The 17,447-nt window shown below is 53.2% G+C and carries 16 protein-coding genes; all 16 read right to left on the bottom strand.

Annotated features, from left to right (window positions below; translation table 11 throughout):
• Nucleotides 1–639 carry a MotA/TolQ/ExbB proton channel family protein gene (locus ACIDF8_RS02560; protein WP_412009057.1) on the bottom strand — a complete coding sequence of 213 codons (639 nt, stop codon included), beginning with the start codon at nucleotides 637–639 and terminating at the stop codon, nucleotides 1–3.
• A gap of 282 nt (nucleotides 640–921) precedes the next feature.
• The gene (locus ACIDF8_RS02555) at nucleotides 922–1,410 is read right to left on the bottom strand and encodes a type II secretion system protein (protein ID WP_412009056.1); all 489 of its coding nucleotides are present in this window, start codon (nucleotides 1,408–1,410) and stop codon (nucleotides 922–924) included.
• Nucleotides 1,397–1,768, bottom strand: a complete 372-nt coding sequence (locus tag ACIDF8_RS02550; protein ID WP_412009055.1) for a type II secretion system protein — start codon at nucleotides 1,766–1,768, stop codon at nucleotides 1,397–1,399. Before ACIDF8_RS02550 ends, ACIDF8_RS02555 begins: the two co-directional genes overlap by 14 nt.
• A gap of 3 nt (nucleotides 1,769–1,771) precedes the next feature.
• Nucleotides 1,772–2,254 (bottom strand): type II secretion system protein, encoded by a 483-nt coding sequence (locus ACIDF8_RS02545; RefSeq protein WP_412009054.1) that lies wholly within the window; start codon nucleotides 2,252–2,254, stop codon nucleotides 1,772–1,774.
• Entirely contained in the window at nucleotides 2,254–4,242 is a 1,989-nt protein-coding gene (locus ACIDF8_RS02540) for a type II and III secretion system protein (RefSeq protein ID WP_412009053.1), read from the bottom strand. The genes ACIDF8_RS02545 and ACIDF8_RS02540 overlap by 1 nt, the downstream gene beginning before the upstream one ends.
• On the bottom strand, nucleotides 4,239–4,796 hold the full coding sequence (locus ACIDF8_RS02535) for a hypothetical protein (protein ID WP_412009052.1): 558 nt from the start codon (nucleotides 4,794–4,796) through the stop codon (nucleotides 4,239–4,241). The genes ACIDF8_RS02540 and ACIDF8_RS02535 overlap by 4 nt, the downstream gene beginning before the upstream one ends.
• Nucleotides 4,793–5,395, bottom strand: coding sequence for a hypothetical protein (locus ACIDF8_RS02530; protein WP_412009051.1), 603 nt, complete (start codon nucleotides 5,393–5,395; stop codon nucleotides 4,793–4,795). Before ACIDF8_RS02530 ends, ACIDF8_RS02535 begins: the two co-directional genes overlap by 4 nt.
• Complete coding sequence (locus ACIDF8_RS02525; protein ID WP_412009050.1) at nucleotides 5,383–5,895, bottom strand: hypothetical protein; 513 nt, start codon at nucleotides 5,893–5,895, stop codon at nucleotides 5,383–5,385. The genes ACIDF8_RS02530 and ACIDF8_RS02525 overlap by 13 nt, the downstream gene beginning before the upstream one ends.
• 11 nt (nucleotides 5,896–5,906) lie before the next feature.
• Nucleotides 5,907–6,812: a hypothetical protein gene (locus ACIDF8_RS02520; protein WP_412009049.1), complete on the bottom strand. Its 906-nt coding sequence runs from the start codon at nucleotides 6,810–6,812 to the stop codon at nucleotides 5,907–5,909.
• Complete coding sequence (locus ACIDF8_RS02515; RefSeq protein ID WP_412009048.1) at nucleotides 6,793–8,502, bottom strand: GspE/PulE family protein; 1,710 nt, start codon at nucleotides 8,500–8,502, stop codon at nucleotides 6,793–6,795. Before ACIDF8_RS02515 ends, ACIDF8_RS02520 begins: the two co-directional genes overlap by 20 nt.
• 126 nt (nucleotides 8,503–8,628) lie before the next feature.
• Nucleotides 8,629–9,822, bottom strand: coding sequence for a type II secretion system F family protein (locus ACIDF8_RS02510; protein ID WP_412009047.1), 1,194 nt, complete (start codon nucleotides 9,820–9,822; stop codon nucleotides 8,629–8,631).
• Nucleotides 9,823–9,853: 31 nt separating this feature from the next.
• Nucleotides 9,854–10,273, bottom strand: coding sequence for a type II secretion system major pseudopilin GspG (gene gspG, locus ACIDF8_RS02505; RefSeq protein WP_275356144.1), 420 nt, complete (start codon nucleotides 10,271–10,273; stop codon nucleotides 9,854–9,856).
• A gap of 60 nt (nucleotides 10,274–10,333) precedes the next feature.
• Entirely contained in the window at nucleotides 10,334–11,122 is a 789-nt protein-coding gene (locus tag ACIDF8_RS02500; RefSeq protein WP_412009046.1) for a hypothetical protein, read from the bottom strand.
• 109 nt (nucleotides 11,123–11,231) lie between these two features.
• Entirely contained in the window at nucleotides 11,232–12,215 is a 984-nt protein-coding gene (locus ACIDF8_RS02495; protein WP_275356146.1) for a hypothetical protein, read from the bottom strand.
• A 193-nt stretch (nucleotides 12,216–12,408) separates the two neighbouring features.
• Nucleotides 12,409–16,029: a TonB-dependent receptor domain-containing protein gene (locus ACIDF8_RS02490; protein ID WP_412009636.1), complete on the bottom strand. Its 3,621-nt coding sequence runs from the start codon at nucleotides 16,027–16,029 to the stop codon at nucleotides 12,409–12,411.
• A gap of 337 nt (nucleotides 16,030–16,366) precedes the next feature.
• Entirely contained in the window at nucleotides 16,367–17,419 is a 1,053-nt protein-coding gene (locus ACIDF8_RS02485; RefSeq protein WP_412009045.1) for a FecR family protein, read from the bottom strand.
• Between the last annotated feature and the right edge of the window lie 28 nt (nucleotides 17,420–17,447).

Raw genomic sequence — 17,447 nt, 5'->3', positions numbered from 1 at the left:
TTAACCCTCTACGCCGGACTGGGTCAGCAACGACTGAAAACGGCTCGCCACTTGCTCCATCTCTGCCCTAAGCACTTTTTGCTTGCGCATAAAATAGTTATAGGCCAACACTGCAGGCACTGCTGTGGCAATGCCAATCGCCGTCGCGATCAACGCCTCACCAATCGGCCCGGCCACCACATCCAGCCCGGCGGAGCCAGTCGCGGTGATGGTCTTGAGCGCATTCATAATGCCCCACACTGTGCCAAACAAGCCGATAAACGGGGCGGTAGAACCAATGCTAGCCAATACCGCCACGCCGCCATCCATGCGCTTTTGCTCCAGATAAGCCTGTTGCTTGAGCGAGAGCAAAATCACCTCCTGGCGCTCGTTGCGGCGCAACACCGAATTCGCCATCACCTCATTCATCGCCCGCATCCCCGCATCACACAGGCGCGCAAAGCTGCTGTTACTATGCGAGATAATCCGCGGCAACTCATAAATAGTCTTCACCTGCTGCCACTCAGATAAAAAACTGCTCGACTCATGGCGAGACCTGAACCATGCCCAGCTTTTAACAATGATAATGGCCCACACCACCACCGACAGCCCGCCCAGCAAATACAACACGAGATCAACAATATCAGGCACTAAATCCACAGCTCGCTCCAAAATAAACGTATCAATAAAAACTGCTCAAATGCAAATTACCGGACTAAGGCCAAGCGCAACCAAAAATTACTGCCGCAAAAACCAATCGGGAAAAATCCATACACACAACGGGAATTTTTCACATTTACACCCTCTTACTTGTTTAATCGCTGGCGACGTAAAAAGCCTGACGTCGTTAACATAACTTTACCAATAAACTAAAAAGTGATTGAATGCAGCCTTGATGGGGAGGGGTATGGGAAAAACACGCTTTAACCGAAGCTATTGCGATTACAAGGCATTACGGCCACTGATGGGTTGTGGTACATAGACAAAATACCATTCACCATAAGTACGTTTGTCATTGAGATACTGTAATGCTCCGCGATAACCCTTCGTTTTATAGGCCTCTTTATAAGATAGGCTATACACCCCCATAATCCCGCCACTTGGGGCAGTTAACACGCCCCATCCTTCTGCTTGTGTGATCGGGTCTAGGTAGAGTTTGCGCAAATGACGTCGAGGCGTTGGGAAACGCTCATCGTTATACAACGCCTCAAGTGTAGGAGGAAAGGTTTTAACTACACCCGGCGTCTGGTTGTAATAACGGCCAATGGCGTCGCGGTAAGCCAGGCCGACCTTGATCAGCTCTTGCTCACGCTCGCGCAGTACCTGCGTCTGCCAACGTGTGGCCGCTTCTGACAAGATCAGCCCGCTCAGCATGATCAGCATAAACATGCCGATCAGGATAAAGCCCTGCGCTCGGCTACCACACTGCATACGGGGTTCCATCCTCAGCCAGCAATGCCGAGCCGCTATGCACATCAAACACACTACCCTGCTCGTCGATATTGGGCGGTAGGGTAATCACCCAGGTATCGGCACGCTCGGTGATCGGGTCGGGTGGCACAGCCTTGAGGTATTGGCGCTCGACCAGCTCGTCCAGCGTTTCCGGGTAACGGTTTTTGTCGTTATAAAACTTGTCGATGGCGTCACGCATGGTGACCAGGTCATGCCGCAAAGTGGTCTCTTTGGCGCGCTGCAACATGTGCATAAAGCGTGGCGACACAATGGTCAGCAACATGGCCAAAATCGCCAACACCACCAACATCTCGATCAAGGTAAATCCACGTTTCATTGCCTACCACTCACTGTAAGGTTGCTGATTGATGCCGATAGCAGACGAGCGTGATGAAACGTCGTAGACATCCTTGGCCATGTCGTCGATGGCACCATCATAGGCACGGATGCGCCAGGTATCGGCATTGCTCAGCTGGGAGTCAGTGGCAAACGGATCGCGCGGAATCCGGCGTAAAAAAAACAATTTCTTTTTTTTTGCATCTTTGGCATTTTCAACACCGGTCACCAAAATCGTCAGGTTAGGCGGATATCCGCTATCCTCTGCCGTTTTCTTGATGAGTCCCTGATCTGCGGCCTCTTTATAAGCATCTAACGCATCACGGATTTGCCATAAAGCGCGCTTGAGTTCACGCTCTTTTTCACGCTTGCCATTGAGCTGTAATACTGGACTGGCGGCGGTGACCAACAACGCAAGCAGCACCAACGCCACTAACAGTTCAATCAATGTGAAACCAGCACAGGCTCTTGCGGACACACGCACCATCACTGCCCCTGAATAATCATCGTATTCGTATTGGCTGAAGGATTAGGCGGTGCAGAGTTAATCAATTGATCAGCAAAATTTGCATCGACTCTGGAACGGTCATTCTGTGCTGAGGATGGGCTAGCAATGGGCGACTGCGGCACCACATCCGCAGACTGCACCGTACGTGCACCACCCGCCCCGACCGGATTCGCCGTCGCCGCCACCCCGGATGGAATCAGGCTGTACACCGCATTGGCCGGGCTCAGGTTGTGCATGATGCGCGGCGTGATGAGCAGCACAATTTCGTTTTTACGCTTGTCCTGATTGTTGTTGCTGAACAGCCTGCCGATCAAGGGCAAATTGGCCAGGCCAGGCACTTTACGCTGGGTGCGCTGCTCATCATCGCGGAACAGGCCGGCCAAAATCTGGGTTTCGTTATTGCGCAATTGCAGGGTGGTATTGGCGTTGCGGCTACCAATGGTATAAGCCAGCACACCAGAGCTGGTGGTGACCTGGTCAGTAATATTGCTGACCTCCATGCCGACCTTGATGCTGACCTGATCCTGCATCTGGATCACGGGCTCCACATCGAGTTTGATGCCGACCTCAATATAATTCACATTCTGGCTGACAAAGCCCTGCGCACTGGCGACACTGGTCAATACCGGGATTTTGTCACCGACATGAATCTTGGCGCGGTCACGGTTTTTGACGCGGATTTTCGGGCTGGCCAACAAATTGGTGTCGGTGTCCTGATGCAACAAATTCAACACCACAGCCGGATCGTTAATCGAAAACACACCCAGGCTACCGTTAAAGTTGCGCAACTCTGTCAAGGTTAACTTACCTGCCTGTGGTTGCGTGCCACTCGTGCTGCCTGCAGCATTGCCCTGCACCCCCACCCCAATCTGGCTGGGATACTGGATGCCCAGGTTTTCCAGGTTACGGCGGTTGATCTCCATCACTTCCACCTCCAACATCACTTCCGGCTCGTTGAGGTCCTGCGAGGCAATCAGTTTTTCGGCCACCTTGATGCGGTCCAGGGTGTCACGGATCACCAGCGTATTGAGTTTTTCATCCATATACACATCGCTGGCCCGCAGCACGGTTTTCATCATATTGAGCGCACGCTTGGCATCCATATGCGTCAGGTAAAAACTGCGCACAAACAGCTCCTCATATTGTGCCGCGCGCGATTGCGGGTAAATGAGCAAGGTATTGCTGTTGAGGACTTTTTTGCCCAGCTGGTGGCTGGTCAGGATCACCTCCAGCGCCTGTTCAATCGGCGTATCGCGCAGCAGCACATTGACGCGGATGCCCTCGCTCAGCTCCTGATCAAATGAGAAATTCAAATCACCGGCCTTACCCAGATATTCAAATGCCTGCTTGATCGGGGTGTTTTTAAGCTCCAGCGTCACCTTCTTTTTGAGCGATGACTGCAACGGCCGTACCACACTGCTACGCTCGTTTTTCTTTTGTTCGAGCTGTTCAAATAACTGGCGCGCTTCAGGTTGCGCCGGTTGCTCGGCCAGTACGCTGCGCAAGCCAAACTCGGCGCCGGCCCAATCCTCGGCGACAATGGCGTTTTTTACCTGCGCTAATTGCTGGTCATGCTGGCGGGCCTGCGTGACCTTTTGCAAGCCGTCACTGGCGGCACGATTATTCGGCGCCACTTGCAACACTTGCTGGTAGCCCGCCATGGCCGCGTCATACTGTTTGGCCTGCAGTAATCCATCCGCTTCTTGCAACTGCTTTTGCAGCTTTTTTTCTTGCAGCAAACTGAGCCAGTTTTTGTATTGCGGTTGACGCGGATTGGCGTCTACCAACGGCTGTAGCAGCTGGATCGCTTCGTCATCCTGGCCGCGCGCAGCATAGAGTCTGGCTTGCTCCAGCGTCGCATCGCCGGTTTTGTCAGCCGCTTGCCAGTGACTACAGCTGAGCAATAGCAATGGGCTGCCTAACAACCACATCCAACGCCAGCCTGTTTGTTTCTTCTGTTTGCTCAAAGCATTCCCCCGTTTTCCAGCATCATTTCAAAGCGCGCTCCGGCATGTTGCAGCACCAGTGTGTGCTGATCCAGCCGGGTGACCCGCCACCCCTCGGCAAAGCGGTCACCTTCACGCACCACATATTGTTGTTGTCCATCACTTAAAAACACCCGCCAGCGCCCTTCTTCCAACAAGCGGCCCGCATAGGTATACGGATTCACCGGGCCCGCGTCGACGGCTGCCACCTCTGGTGCCGCTGGCGGTGGGAGGACAGCAAACAGGTTGACTACCGGTTCGTCCATGTTTGCTTCATCAATAGTCGGCGCTTCCATCTTTGCTTGATCACGCCCCGGCGTGTTTGCATTCAACGCAGGCGGCAAAGCCTTGGCGGGTTGCGCATCGGTCAACGCGGCATGTAATGCAGGCATCGCCTGCGCTAAGGGTTTGCGCTGTTTGGCCGCCCCGGCAGGCATGGCCGTCGTAGCTGGGGTTTCGGTCTCAGACTGGCTGACCCACCAGCAGGCCAACAAGGTCATGGCCAACGCGGTCAATAAGCCGATTTGCCGGTTCATGCAGGCCTCCGTTTGCGCGTATACAAGTTAAATTCAATATAGGCCTCTAACCCGGCTTGCTGTACATCGCTGCGTTGCAGCTTGCATTGCGCCAGCGCCAGGCTGGGGTAGCGCTGCAAAACCAGCGCCAGAAAATGCCGTAGCTGTACATAGTCGCCACTCAAAGGAAGCTTGATGCGCTGCACATATAAATCACTTTGCGCAGTCGCGCCGGATTGAAACTCTGCGCGATCAAACACCATGCCCATGGCATCGGCCAGGGCCAGAATCTCGGCACTGACACGGTCGGCGTCTTCTTCACTGGGCCATTGCGCCAACACTTGCATGGGCTGCGGTAAGGGTTGACTTGCTGGGAGGGTGGGCTGAGTATCCATTTGCGCCTTCGCAACCTGCGCGCCATGCTGAGCATGCAATCGCTGTTGCCAATTTTGCTGCGCCCACCAGGCCTGCGCCAGCATGATCATCACGATCAGCGTCAACACCAGCAGGCCGAGTAACCAGGGTTGGCGCCATGAGCTGCGCTGCCAGGCAAACTGCAGGCGTGCCCACACGTGGCTCAGAACCTCGCTCCGATTGCGCCTGGAATTTAAAACTGCCATGCAGCCTCCAGTTGCAAGCTGGTCATGCGCTCGCCATTGACTTCGGTGCTTTCGCTGCTATTGAGTTTGACGGCCGCCAGCGAGGCTTGCTGACGCAACCGCTCCACCAGGGCCCAGCCCTGCTGCCGCTTGTGTGCGAGCACCGTCATGCGGACCAGTTTGCGCTTGGCATCGGGTGCCAGCTGCATCCAGTAAAGCTCGGCCTGTTGCGCGCGTTCGAGGTCATGCAGCAAAGGTAACCACGGCGTGGCAATCTGCGCCTGCGCCTGCGTCAACTCGGCCTGCAAGGCAGGGCTGATAGGCGCAAGCTGTACCACCGGGGCTGGGCGGCTGGCAGCCTGCCTGACCAGCCACTGCTGCTGCAAGGCCTGATTTTGCTGGTTAAGGTGCTGATAAAGCGGTACCAGCACCAGCAATAGCAACAGCAAGATCAGGCCGAGCGCACAAGCGACCGGGCCTGGCAGGCGACCGGCGGCATGATTAAAGTCCAAAATTGGCATGGCGGCACGCATCAGGCCAGGCTCCACTTAGGCTGGCCCACGGGCTCAGTCGTGGGTAAAACAATGACTTTAAACGGCGAGAAATCTTCTGCGCGCAGACCTGCGAGTGCGGTCTGGGCCAGGTAGACCGGCAACTGCGCCCGCTCAGGATGCAGGGCCTGCTCGCGCAATAGCACCTGCTGCAAGGTATGCCGCCAATCGCGGTCTGGGGTGTGATCTACCGGCAATGTGCGAATCTGCTGCCAGGCACCGTGTTGCAGGCAAGCCAGCGTCAGGTTGGTTGATTCGCGACACACGACCCAGCCAGCCGCTTCAAAGCCCTGTTTCCGCATCCACGCCAGGCTTTGGTTAGCCGAGAGTTGCCAGGCGGGCAGCAACTGACCAATGGGTAATTTGGCTGCATCAAACACACTGTGTAACTGCCTGACACACTCTTCGGCCATGGCATTGATCAAATATGGTTTGCCGTAACCCGGGCATTGGCTGCGTAATTGCCAAGGCTGCGCCTCGGGGCCAAATGCCAGCTGCAAGCCGTGGGTAAAATACGCTTGCTGGTCCGCCTGGCTACGGATCTGATCTTGCCAGGGCAAGGCCAGCCAGCGCAGATACTGGTTGGATAACACCACTACCACATGCCAGCGTTGCCCAGCATACGTCGTTAATGCCTGGCGCAAGGTCTCCCACAATGGCGCAGATGGGGATGCAGCATGGGCATCACTGTGATCATCCACCATATGCACCGTGTGTTGCAGGCATTGCGCAGCGCCGCCCAAGCGCCCGCGCCGCGAGCACTCAAAGGCTTCAATGCGATCATGCGTGATCACTATGCGCAACTCCGGCGCGCTATACGCTTGCCACCAGCGGCGGCTGGCGGCGGCATGGCAATCGACGCCGGGCTCAGGCCAATGATGTAACACGGTTAATCTCCTGCAAGGTGGTTTCGCCTGCGGCCACCAGCGCCAGCCCGGCTTCACGCATGGAACGGGTGCCGGTGGTGGCTGCCAGTGCTTTGATCTGGCTGATGGGGGCTTTGGATACGATGAGCTCGCGCATGCGGTCATCAAACAACAATAATTCGGCGATACCCTTGCGGCCCTTGTAGCCGCTGCCGTGGCACTGGCCACAGCCCTGTCCTTTTTTAAACTGATACTGGCTGGCGGTGGCCTGGGTAAGCCCGGATTTAGTGAGCAAGGCCGCATCGGGATGGTCATCCACCTTGCAATACGGGCAAATGACGCGGATCAGGCGCTGCGCCAGAATCACATTGACCGCAGAGACAAAGCTGTAGGCATCGACGCCCATATTGGTAAAGCGGCCAATCACATCAAACACGTTGTTGGCATGCACCGTGGTCAGCACCAAATGCCCGGTCAGCGCCGATTGCACGGCAATTTGGGCGGTTTCGCCATCGCGGATTTCGCCCACCATGATTTTGTCCGGGTCATGCCGCAAAATGGAGCGCAAGCCACGGGCAAAGGTCAGGCCTTTTTTCTCATTGACCGGAATTTGCAAGACACCGGGCAGCTGGTATTCCACCGGGTCTTCAATAGTGATGATCTTGTCCTGGCCTTGATTGATCTCGGAGATCATGCCGTACAGCGTGGTGGTTTTACCGCTACCGGTGGGGCCAGTTACCAGCAACATGCCGTAAGGCGCCTCGGCCTGGGCGCGGATTTGCGCCAGCAAAGCCGGGGCAAAGCCAAGGACTTCCAGGCTGATGCCCTGCGCCTCACTGAGGGCTTTGCGGTCTAGCACGCGCAACACCGCATCCTCGCCCAGCACACTGGGCATGATAGAGACGCGCAGGTCGATGTCGCGGCCCAAGGCATGCACCTTGCAGCGTCCATCTTGCGGAATACGGCGCTCGGCAATATCGAGCTCGGACATGACCTTGATGCGCGAAATGGCCTGCTCGGCCTGCATCACGCCATTCAAACCACCGACTTCGGTGAGCACGCCGTCAATCCGGTATTTGACGCGCAAGCCTTGCAATGTCGATTCGAGGTGAATATCACTGGCCCCGGCCTTGAGTGCGTCATACAGCGTAGAGCGCACAAAACGCACCACCGGGCTGCTGTCTTCGCTGATAGATTTGAGCGAGAGCTCCTCCACCGGCGCTTCTTCTTCATGGCTGGTAGCATCACCCGCATGCACTTGGTCCAGCGCCCGCATTTGCGCCTCGTGAAACTGCAAACAGGCCGCAATATCATTGCGATGCGCCAGTGACCACTGCACCGGTTGCCGCACCAGATGCTGCAAGCGTACCTGCAAGGCCTCGTCAAACGGGTCAGCCATCAGCATGTGCAAAGACTGATCCTCCGCTTGCATCAGGATCACATGCCAGGTATTGGCGTCATTGAGGCTGAGCGTGTCAAACATCGGTTGCATGGCATGCATGGCCAGCGCGGTCTTGACCGGATAATGCAGCCAGCGCCCCAACGCTTCGACAAAGGCATCGGCGGCCAAGCCACTCAGTGACTCCAGCACCTCGACCAGTGGACGGCCGCTTTGCGCGGCTAACAGTCGTGCCTGCTGCAGCAAGTCGCCGGACAACACGGGGGCCTCGCCCAGGGGCTGCTCCAGCATGGATAAATCCTGCATATTCATTTTAAGCTTGCATCCCGTCTAAAACTTCCATTCTCTGGCACGACTATCCTCTACCACACCTACTAAAACGCACCTCTTTTTTTGGGGGCTCATGATTCAATCGAGACTTTTCATTTGCGGTGCTCATTATTCAATCGCGCCGGCCAACTCAAAAATCGGCATATACATCAACACCACCACCAGCCCGACAATGAGGCCGATGATTACCATCAGTGCCGGTTCCAGCAGCTTGCTCAACCACTCGACGCGGCGCGCGGTATCCTCGTCATAAAACACCCCAATGCGGCCCAGCATCTCGTCCAGCTGGCCGCTGCGTTCACCCACGCGCAACATGCGGTTGGCGATGGAAGTGGTCAAACCATGCACCTCCATGGCACCAGAAAGCGGCTTGCCCTCACGAACGTCAGCGATCACCTGCTGCAAGGCGCGTTGCATCTCCTGCGGCAACAAAGATTGCACCATGCCCAGCGCGGTCAACAAGGGAATTCCTCCCTGTAACAACATCCCCAGCGTGCGGTAAAAGCGCGCCAGCTGGTAAATGCGCAAGGCCTCGCCCAAACTCGGAATCTGCCAGATTTTTTTCATGATCCAGGCCTGGCAAGCCGGACGCGAAAACAGCAGCCACAGCATGGCGATACCGCTGATGGTGCTCAATAACACCAGCTCGCCATGCCCTTGCAGCAACTGCCCCCAGCGCAGCAACATCTGGCTGGCCCAGGGCAGCTTGTCGCCACCACTCTCATAAATCGTGCTAAAGCGCGGCACCACATAGCCGAGCAGAAACAACACCACCAGCCCGCCCACCACTATGAGCAACACCGGATAAATCGAGGCTGAGATGATTTTTTTGCGGATGGCATCGACCTGGGCCTGGTAAGCGACATGGCGTTTGAGCGCCTGCGCCATATCGCCGGTGCGCTCGCTGGCACGGATCAAGGCCACATACAAAGGGCTGAATACAGTGGGTTGCAAGGCCAGCGCCTGCGACAGCGGCAAGCCCTCATACAATGCCGTACGCAAGGCAGTCAGCACCGCTCTCGAGGTCTCCTGCTGCTCTTTCTCGGCCAGTCCCTCAATCGCCTCTATCAAACTCAGGCCAGACTCCAGCAGGGCCAGCAATTCCTGGCTGAACAAACTGAGCTGAAAGCTGTTTTTCTTGGCCGGCCATGACGGGAGACCCCCGACCGGCCGCGGCTGACGCACCTGCAAGACGCCATAACCTCGCGCCTGCGCCTGCTGCCGTGCCGCCTGCGGGTCTGCCGCCTCCAGCGACAACCAGCTCACCTCACTGCCCTGCAATACCTTGAGCTCAAACTTCATGCCGATATGCCTGCTCTATAGGATGATAGTTTTACCAGTTACCCACATCGCTATCGGCGTCCTGGCCACCCGCCGCGCCATCGCTGCCCAAGGTCCACACATCGTAATCACCATGCTCACCGGGTGCGCGGTACAAATACGGCCGCCCCCAAGGATCAGCGGGTACGCCTTTGGCCAGATAAGGCCCCTGCCACTTGGTCTCGCCACTGGGTGCCTGATTCAGCGCCGCCAGCCCTTGCTCAGTGCTGGGGTAATGGCCAGTGTCCAGCCGATAGGTGTCCAGCGCGCGCGACAAGGCCTCAATCTGCGCTTTGGCGGTTTTGGTTTCAGACTTGCCAATCTGCGCAAAATACTTTGGGCCGACGTAGCCAGCCAGCAAGCCGATAATCACCATCACCACCAGCAGCTCCAGCAAGGTAAAGCCAGCCGACTTTTCTTGTTTAGTTAACATGTTTCCCTCCAACCAAATGGCTAATTACTCTTTTATTTTTTTAGGGTTAGCGTCACCCAATTAATCCAACGTTGCACCCGCAGGCACTAATCCCGGCAACACAACTTCAAGCTTTTTTTGCCCATTCTGCCCAGTAGTGCGCAACCGGATCGCGCCCTCTTTTTCTTCTGGTTCTTTTTGATCACACTTACTTTTGATATAAAACATCGCAGTCATTTTGCGCGTAGTGCCATCTGGATCATCAAAATTCACGTCTGTCGTAAAGTCCACCCATCCCTCGTGATAAGGGGCGGTTTTTAGATCAGGCAATCCAGGCTGGCTCACCGAGGTAAAGGTGCGGCCCGCACGATACAGCGCCTCCGGCATGCCATAACTTGCATTCGGTTTTGGATTCATAAAATAGGCCACCGATACCGGTCTACCAGAAAAGCCGCCACGCACAATGTCATTCACCTCCCATTGTTCGCCATGACTAAGCTTTGCTTCCTTCATGAGCACATGCGTCCCAAAAATGCACTCTTTTGTGTCTTTATTCCACCAAATGGTGTCGGTCAACGTGGCAAATTCTTCATTATCATTGCCCTCAGGCGCCGGTGGCGCCACACCGCGCGAAATCATGCCGACCATATTGAACCCCTCTAAAGGCGCATTCATCGGGCTGGCCAGCAGCAACTCACTGCTCACAGCACATGCATCATTTTGTTTTTGAGCAATCTCTGGAATAGCGCTCTCTTGCAGGCCAAATAAGCCTGAGTTGTTGCAAGCGACATAAGATGAGGTTTTGTTTGGCAACAACTCAACAAACCCTGCTTGACAGGCTATTGAGATAAAGAAGCCCAATAATGACATTAATTTAAAATGCTTTATTTTTAACACGTTACGCTCCCAAAGCTGGGTAACTGCCAGCGGCAAAATGCACCGCCGACAGTTGTTACACGATTAACAAACTAATTAAAAATTAGAAGTTTGCATTTGCACCACTACGTGTCACACCATTGGTGACCACAGTGACCCATGGTTGAGACTCTTGGCCAGTCTGGCGAATACGTACAGTGTTATTAGTGGTTGGGAATGCGGTTGCTTCAGTACCTGAACCGCAACCAGCACGCACATATAAGAATGGGCTATCTTTAGCAGTCGTACCATCTTCATCCACGCCGCCGGTAACATCTACAGTAAAGTCCACCCAGTTGGTACGAATCTCAGCGGTTTGTTGAGCTGCTGTTGGTGTGCCTGGACTAACCAATGTTTGACCAACACCATTAATTTCTGTGCCAGAGGCTGGTGCAGGACTATTCACTGGACGGCGAACATAACCCGTGTTCAACGCAGTCGCAGCGTCAAAATCATTGCCTTGAATTTGAACTGAAGTGAATGAACGCCCCATTCTAAATACTGGGGAGTCAGTATTGGCTGAATGGTAGTAGCCAGCACTCACATCAGTTGTGCCACTAAAACCACCCAAGACAAAGTCGTTCACTTCTAAGCGCTGGCTGCCTGTTAAATCCGGGTTGTAGTCAAACGATCCTGTAGTGGCCATGACAAAACGCTTTTCAAATACGCACTCTGTCGCCGCAGAGTTTCTATAAACACGTTGACGCATAGTTGCAAGCGTTTCGCCGTTGGCTGTAATAGTGACACTTCGCTTAGCTGTAGACAGCGTAACATTGGTAAACCCTGATACTGGAGTACCTGGATCGTTGCCTCCAGATGGAAACACCGCGCAAGTATTATCAGTCGTTGCTGTCGGTGCGTCGTAATCTAAGCTCCCATACAAACCAGTCGTATTGCACTCACGCCAACCGGTTGTGCCTGCTGCCTGGTTAGTTCCCGCAGTTACCGTAAAACCTGCTGCTGGCAGGCTCTCCAAGCCTGTAGCAAAAGCTGTGGTTGATAAACTGAATACGCTAATAACAGCTAACTTCAGTAAGTGATTTCTCATTACATGCTCCTAGTAATTAAGGTTAAAATGAGCAGGCATTTGTGGCTGCCTGCATACTGCTTCACCAATTCATCACACTCTGTTAGCGCCTTGTGAGTTCTAATCTGAATGCGGTTGAATACTGATGACATTAGGCATTGCAGTTCACAAATGCCCATTCCATAAAAATCATTAGCCAAACTTATGAACATCTCTACTTGCCTACATCAAAGTCATAAGTGAGTGTGATGAAAGCAGATCTCGGTGCCCCAGGCGCAAGGAAGGTTGTTGCTAACCAGTCATTGCTGTTGTAATTGAATCCACCAGGGCCGATTGCACCGTTGATAGAAGGTGAAAACGGATTGACACCTAAACGACCAGCGCTGTAATACTCTCGGTCAAACAGGTTGTTAATCATCAAGCCTGCCGTCCAGTTCTTGTTTAATTTATAGGCAGTTTTGAAGTTAAACACTGCATAGCCTGGTACTTTGCCTGGATAGCGAAAGTTAGGACTTTCGATTTGCGTTGCACAGCTATCGTTACCATACTGAATCCCATCAATCACCGTCGGATCAGTACAGCTCAAATAACGTATGTTCGGCGTATTAGGTCGGTGTTTATTGTTCTCGTTACCACGCACAAAACTTTCTGAATGCAGTATCCCGGTCAGGCTCACAGTCCAATCGGGTGTGATGTCATAACTCACAGTGGCATTCAGGTTATGTAGAGGCACACCTGGAATACGATTGCCGGGGGAGACAGTAATCTGCTCGTAGCCATTGCCACGCCCAGACACATTGCCTGCACTGCTGTTATTAGGGCTTGCGACTGTAAAGCGGTCTTGAAAGGTCGCATCAGTCAGTGAGTAGTTGACTCTAAAGCCTAGCTTATCGACCTTGCCTTGCAACCCAAGCTCAATCCCACGGCGGCGAGTGTCCCCTATGTTTTGGAAGAAACTACGGTCAGCAGTAAAAGAAACGAAGTAAATATCATCTGTCAGTTCAGTTTGATAGGCAGTGGCATTCCACTGTATGGTTGGAGTCAGATAGCCGCGTCCACCAAACTCAATCGTCTCAGAACGTACTTGTTTTAAGTATGGGTCACCAGATAAGGTGCTTGGTAAGCTACAAAAACGTCTTTCAGCCAGAGAACGAGGTCCGACGTAGACGAGTTCGCCTGTATTAGGATTTGTGTTGTAGACTGGTGTATCGTCAAACGCACAGCCAAGCTCAATCACACTGGGAGTACGAGCACCCTTATTCCAGTTGCCATAAAGGTTAAGTGTCTCCGTAGGCTGCCAGGTGGCCCCTAAACTTGGATTAAACGAGCGATAAGTAAACTTCTCTGTTTCTGGTTGGCCAAGATAGCCTAGCCCGCCTGCAAGCTCCGGACTAAACGGCAGCACACTCACCGCAGGACACTCCTCCAGCTCTAAGGTACCGTTTCCATTGCTATCAGGGCAGAGTACCGTATCTTGATAGAAGTTTTTAAATGCAGTGGGCCCTGACAAACCCAAGATGTTATTAATTGCCAGTTGATTCTTGATCTTTGTATGGTTGAATCTACCGGCGGCGGTAAACGCCAACTCTTTGGTCGGCGTCCAGGTTTCGCTGAAGTAAATACTCTTGGTGGTACTGTTGCCTGCAAAGTTATTCAGGTCTATGCGATGATCAGCCGCATAAAACTCGTAGCCAAGCTGGCTTGGGTCTAAGTAAGACCGGCGGTTTGCATCAAACAAACCCAAGTATTGACCACTCTGGTAGGTGGCATCTGCGGCGTCGATCGAAGTCCCTAACATGAATTTATGCTTATCAAAATTCCAGTTAAGCTGCATCGATGCACCATCGGTTGTCTGATCAATCTCGGTTTGGGTAATCAGTGCGGTCGGCGTGCCTTCGACATAACCAGAGCATTTGCCTTGCCCGATCTGCCCGGAATTACAATTAGCGCCATTGCGATCAATTGGTGTCCCATTCGAATCAGTCACAATCAACCCCAGCGGCTTGTTGATCCCGGGATTACTCCCTGAAAATACCCGAATTAGATTTGCACCTGTAACGGGGTCTACTGCTGGCACAGAGTAAGAATCACCCCCAACAATAAAACCATTAACATCCTTATATACATAAGTTAAATCTTGAGGATCAAAGCGCTGCCCATCGGTTCTTGGATCTGGCACCGAAATTTGGCGCAGCTTCCAGGCATTCAAAGCATATTGATAAAATTCAGGAGTAAATGCTGGTGCAGTAGTAGGATTCTGCGGATTAAGCGTCCAGATTGGATTCCCGCTTGCATCTACAGATTGCCCTGTCACAGCAGTCGAATTTGCATTACTACCTATGGCTAATCGACTTAAATCATATCCGGAGGGGGACGATGAATCGTATGCAGAGAATGCGGAATTTAATAAAACATTTCCACTGGAATCAATGCCAAAATACTCTGGTTCGCCATTAATATCCAACATTGCCAGAATAGTGCCACCATTTCCATCCGGCACAGTCTGTGCAGCCACATTCTCAATCGATAAACTACTAGATTCAATATCTGGCAACCCATCCCCATCAAAGTCAGGCACTCCATTCGCAAGTTGTTCACCTGGGTTAGGTCGCCTAGTCGCACTACCACCAAAGTTTTGGTTTACATCGCCGTTACTGGCATTTCTGCGGCTCTTACGTTTGTAAACTTGTCCGGTGATGTTGAAGGTGTCACTGACATCCCAGATGCCGTTGAGCTGAAATTGCAGCAGGCGGTTTTTGGTTTCATCTGGGCTGGTAAAGATCTGGCTGCCATCTTGTTTGGCCATTTCAGTGGGTAGCAAACCGTTACCGATGAGTTTGTTGCCTGCATACAGCATGCTTAAGCCCAGTTGCAGTTTGTCATTGCGCCACTCGCCTTTAGCAAATATCTGGTTGACCTCACTGGGGGAGTTCACCCGCCAGCCGTCTTCTCTAAAGATATTGGCCGCGGCAAAGCCAGCCACTACGCCGTTATTGCCACTGACTGAGCCTTGAAACTGGTTACGCTTGAAAGAACCACCGAGGTATTCCACTGTGCCTTCGTTGCTGTCGAAGCCGCTTTTGGTTTTCATGCTGATGGCGCCACCGAGTGTGCCCAGGCCGAATAAGGGATTCGAGCCTGGGAAGACGTCCAGGCTGTTGAGCGCGTTCATGGGGATCATGTCCCAGTTCACCACGTCACCGAACGGTTCATTCACACGGATGCCATCCAGAAACACGCTCAAGCCTTGTGAGGTACCTAATTGCGGGCTGGCAGTAAAGCCACGATAAGTGACGTCCATCTGGAACGGATTACTTTGGTAGTCGTTAACGTTCACCGACTGCAACTTGCTGTTCATGAGGTCAGTCAAGCTGACCGCTTTAGACTCTTTGATCTCTTTGGCGCTGATACTTTGTACGTTGCCGGGGATTTCTTCTTTAGTCACAGCAAGCCCGCGTAAAGGCCCCACATCGTAACGACGCTTGGCGATGGTCTCGATTTTTTCGAGTTGAATGTCTTGCGGCTTGGCCTCTTTAGGGGCTTTTTGAATAAAGATATTGTTGCCCTCAACCTTAGGCATTAACCCGCTGCCACTCAATAGCTGCCTCAAGGCTTCTGAGCTGGTCATACGACCCCGCACCTCTGGGGCCGTTTTACCCGAGACCAGATCGTTAGGGAATGAAATATTCATCCCAGTGGCTTTGCCTAGGTCGTGCAAAGAGTTCGCCAAAGGCTGTTTTGGAATATCCACATTCACTGGCACGCTAAAAATCTCCTCTTGCTGCTTTGGCAATTGGGTATTCAGTGCTTCCGCCCATAGTGGCTGCGATGCCATCACGCTCAATGCAGTGAGGGCGGTTTGTATTCCTCTTCTAGGATTTTTTGTATTTTTGTTCACAGATTCTTCTCCTGTCCTATTGACTCATCTGTGAGCGCGGCAAAACCCTGACGTTGTTAACCTAACTTTACAAAATGGGTTTGATTATGTCTTTTTGAGGGCTAGTAAATCGCTTTACTAAAAGCCGATGAGAAGAAAAATATGGCGCGATTGGAGATCAGGAATTGGCAAGAAGTCTCAATCTTATGCGTATTTGCAAAGACTCATTTGCTACGAGAAAAGGCTGAAGTAACGTGATTGATTACGCCCTTACTCAGCACCTCGCATAAAGTGATTAGCGCTTGCTATTGAGCAAAGTATATTGCGGCGTTTCTTGCAGCTTGACCGGGGCAATATTGGGCAGGCCGCGCAGGAAATGGTCGATATCCTGAATATTGATATCTGCAGAAATATTGCGCACCTGCTTGCCTTGCGCTTGCACGGGCTTAACGCGGTAGCGCGAAACGGTGTAGGCGATTTCGTCGATATCGGCGCGGTCAAACACCAGGCGGCCTTTCATGAAGGCAAAGGCGTCTGAGGCGGGACGATTGACCAGTGCCATGGCGTGATTGGGGTAGACCTCGAGCACCTGGCCGTTGGTGATTTCTCTGGCGATGGCGGGCTGGCCTTCAGCGGTTGAGGTGGCTTGTTCAGCTTTGGTTTCAAGATTTGGTTCGACCTTGACCCGGCCATGATCCACACTGATACGCACCAGTTGTTGCAAACGGTTAACAGCAAAGCGCGTGCCTAACACAGTGACTTTGGCGGTATCGGTTTCAACAATAAAGGGGCGCGCTGGGTCTTTGGTCACTTCAAAAATGGCTTCACCTTCTTTAAGCAGCACATGGCGCTCGTGGCGATAGTAGGTGACTTGCATGTCGCTCTTGGCACTGAGGGTGACTTTGCTGCCATCATCCAGCGTTTTGGTGACGATCTGCCCGACTGGGTTTTGCGCGGCCAATTGCATGACGGGCTGGGCCTGCCATACCTGGTATTGCTGATGCGAGAAATAGCCCATGATACTGATCATGCCTATCATCAGCAGTTGGCCGAGCCGGCGCTGCCGGGTTTTGCGTTTGGCCTCATTGGCTAAAAACATTCGCTGCTCGGCGGCATCGGCCAAGCTAGAGAGGCTCTCGGCTGAATCCAGTTGCCGCATGGCACGGGCAATGCTGTCGTATTCCGCCGCATGGCGCGGATCATCGGCCAGCCACGCCTCAAATGCTTGCTGCTCGCTACCACGTGCGTTTTGCTCGTGTTCGCGTAAGCGCAAATACCAGCGTGCCGCCATCTCGCTCAAGGTGAGCGATTTGGCATTGAGTGGCTTGGACTGGTTAGGCTTTGACATGCGCACGGTGAACGTCAGTAAGCATGCG

Origin of the sequence: Methylophilus sp. 3sh_L (genome assembly GCF_046766015.1) — a bacterium.
Lineage (GTDB): Bacteria > Pseudomonadota > Gammaproteobacteria > Burkholderiales > Methylophilaceae > Methylophilus.
The sequence above is the reverse complement of the archived record's forward strand: the minus strand, read 5'-3'. Positions and strand labels throughout refer to the sequence as shown.